Source organism: Neolewinella aurantiaca, from assembly GCF_008014675.1.
GTDB lineage: Bacteria > Bacteroidota > Bacteroidia > Chitinophagales > Saprospiraceae > Neolewinella > Neolewinella aurantiaca.
On record NZ_VOXD01000077.1, the window covers coordinates 1 to 3016 of the forward strand.

Here is a 3016-nt window from a genome sequence, read left to right on the forward strand (position 1 = left end):
CGTAACCGCTCCCGATAGAGGCGTTGTTTTTTTGTGGTGCGCAGAGCGGCTGATTTCCACCGCTGTGCCTTAGCTTTGAGGCGTGCTCTCATCTGTGTTTTGTGCTTCGTAACCCAAAACTAACAGTTTGAGAGCACATCTTTTTTGAGCCAGAATCAGCCTCGACGATTTCGTATCAGAGGGAACACCCTACATTTAAAAGGCTTGATGGAGCCTGTTGTCAGTCCCAAATTAAGTGGAGGTTTCCATGAGTATCCCCAAGTATCCCCAAGTATCCCAAAAATTCGACGGTTTTTAGCTTCCGGCCAATTCTGAACGCTAATTTTTACGGGCGCAAACCAGATTGTCGCGATTGCTCCTCCCCAGCGCAGCGGTGTGGGGAGGCTGGGAGGGGGTTGAGCGACAATCTGGTTTGCGCCCATTTTTACTGTTCCCCTCGATATTCTTTCGGGGCTTTGATTTTAGCAAAATCGCCCTCTTCAACGCCAGGAGGATATCCAAGTTCGCTGTAAATAAGTTTCTGCCAAGGAGCAGTAAGTAAGTATGGAAACTCATAGGGCATGGCATCAATCCATTTGCGCAAGGTTTTTGGGTCTTTTTCGCCACAGCCGGAGCAGAGCAGCAGCAAGGGCAAAAGAAAAACCCCCAGGATCGTCGGCAAGCCGACGCCGAAGAAGCTGAATACATCAAAAAATACCGCGGCTTGGCGATACTGAACGGATGCGGTGCGTTACCCTCCGGTAGAATAAGCTGATGGTATAAAGCAAAAAAGGGCTAAGACTAGAAAACTCAAATATAGCTTTCATAAGCAATGATTTACATTTGGTTTCTCCCACCCAGACATGGGTCAAAATAAAACAGGAATGTCGAGTCCTTTAACCAAAGAAAGGTCCAAGCATCTCCCGAATTCTCGACCATCCATAGGTCTCCACCAAATATCAGCAGCCTTTTTCGTACCTATCTGCACACTTTTTCATCAAGTTGATTCTAAAAAGAGAGCTAGCCAAAAACTGTAGCAATAATGAATACATCATCATTATCTCCCTTAATAGTTCTTAATTTTTCGAGCCCTGACTGAACATCCTCCTTTGACAATTGGTCACTAAAGGCAGCCTGAATATATTCGTACTCATATCTGTACATCTGCTGGTAAAAAACACCGTCACTATATATTCTTGGAGCCCTTACATATTCTCCACCCAAGTCATAATATTTACTTGGGTTTATGATTTGCTTACCATTATCAACACACGAAAAATAGAAATCTTCTCCGACCTGATAGTTACAATACAACCTATTCTTGTCCTCATCAAAAACAAATACTGATGGCAGAGGAAAACCCTTTTCGAACAGTTCTTGCCAAGTATTTTCAACATTTGGATTAGCTGAAACTGCAAGAAACTCAAAGTCCCTAGCAAAAGAAAAAGACAGCACAGGTTTAGCGTTAGCCTCATCATCAATTTGATAGATTACGTTCCCAAAGGGCCTCCTGTGTTGTAACTTTCCATTTATTCTGTTAAATCTATCATTATTATTAACAGGTATTGAGTTATAGCTCGCAGCAGCTAACATAGGTGTGGTGTATCTTAAAGATTCTCCATCTCTAAACAAGAAGCGCATTGGGCCAGTAGAATCGATATTGACCCCACCTTGTGGTCTGTAACTAATGTCATACAATAGTTTATTCTCCCCAATTACTGCAGCCTCAATGAACGAAGCAACCTTCTGTATCGTTCGAACATACTTTCCTTTAAAGTCGAACACATCCATTTTTCCGCTCATACGCTCTTCGATGTATATTTCCCTATTGAACTTATCGACATCTACAGACCCTATCACCTCGTACCTATCAACCCCTGGCGAAGGAGGAATCGGCTTCCAAATTAAATCTCCATCTTCATTGATACAAGTAACCTCTGAAACTCTTCTATCGACCAACAATAAATTCTCACCTATAGAATGGAATTCCGTAAAAAAATTTCCAATTTGATAAGTTTGCGCCTTAGGAATAATTATAATTTTGTTTTGAGCAAGCAGTTTTGGTGAACTAATAAAGTGCTCCCTACTATTATCAATTTCCACGACAGCAATAGAACCATTTTCCGAACTTCGTTCACTCTCACAAGCCAATATTAGCATTAGCACGACCACCACCGTAAACTTAACAAAAATCAATTTCATTATAATTGTTTTTAATATCCAATGTAAATCCTAGCAGAAAAAAATATGTGAATCACAAACTTATTTTAGCCAGACAATTTCAAGCGAGAGAGAACAAAAGAGATGTATTCTCTTCTGTTTCCTCACCATGACTTCTATTTGAGTATGAAGTTAAAAAAGTCTATTGAATGCTTCCACTACATAATTGATTTATTCATTGCCTGGGTCTTCAGGCTCAGCAGATGGCTGGCAACATTTGCAAGGATCATCCAGCGTGCAAGTTACTTTCCCTCCAACTACTTCTGCCCCTTTATTTGCAACAGTGCCCATACCGCAAGCAGGATCACCTGGACACCCTGTATTACTGGAGTTACCAGCACCGCCACCAGTTGAATTTGCAGCAGGAATGAAGCAAAAAAGGGCTAATACTAGAACACTACAGAACTTAGCAACTATAGCTTTCATAAGCAATAATTTGCACTTGATCTCTCCCTCTCAAGTATCGGGCCACATAAAAAGGCAAGTGAGGCCTGTTGTCAAAACCAAAATTAGGCCCTTATTAAAGGATTACCCCTAAGTATCCCCAAGTATCCCAAAATTCGACGATTTTCAGCTTCCGGCCAATTCTGAGCACTAATTTTGGCGGTGTATCAAATGTAAGGATAGGAATCTAGGTTTCGTTGCCACAATGCGTATTCCGGAGTTACTGACCCCCTCATTCCGGAGTATTGACCCCCCATGTGGATAACTCGCGCTTGTTAGGGTTACGAAGATAAGTTTTCAGATCGTTTCCTCAGACTTTTTCCTTTGAGTTCGACCCGATGAGCCTTCGGGATGATCCTGTCCAGGATGGCAT

General features: G+C 41.9%; 3 protein-coding genes. All 3 read right to left on the bottom strand.

From position 1 onward, the window contains the following. Positions 1-424 precede the first annotated feature (424 nt). Entirely contained in the window at positions 425-661 is a 237-nt protein-coding gene (locus tag FUA23_RS21950) for a hypothetical protein (RefSeq protein WP_147932924.1), read from the bottom strand. A 338-nt stretch (positions 662-999) separates the two neighbouring features. Then, on the bottom strand, positions 1000-2181 hold the full coding sequence (locus FUA23_RS21955) for a 6-bladed beta-propeller (RefSeq protein WP_147932925.1): 1182 nt from the start codon (positions 2179-2181) through the stop codon (positions 1000-1002). A 189-nt stretch (positions 2182-2370) separates the two neighbouring features. After that, positions 2371-2625: a hypothetical protein gene (locus tag FUA23_RS21960; protein WP_147932926.1), complete on the bottom strand. Its 255-nt coding sequence runs from the start codon at positions 2623-2625 to the stop codon at positions 2371-2373. Between the last annotated feature and the right edge of the window lie 391 nt (positions 2626-3016).

What these genes read in the sequence shown, in the direction of transcription:
- FUA23_RS21955 (WP_147932925.1), bottom strand. Translation starts at nt 2,181, where the DNA reads ATGAAATTGATTTTTGTTAAGTTTACGGTGGTGGTCGTGCTAATGCTA.
- FUA23_RS21960 (WP_147932926.1), bottom strand. Translation starts at nt 2,625, where the DNA reads ATGAAAGCTATAGTTGCTAAGTTCTGTAGTGTTCTAGTATTAGCCCTT.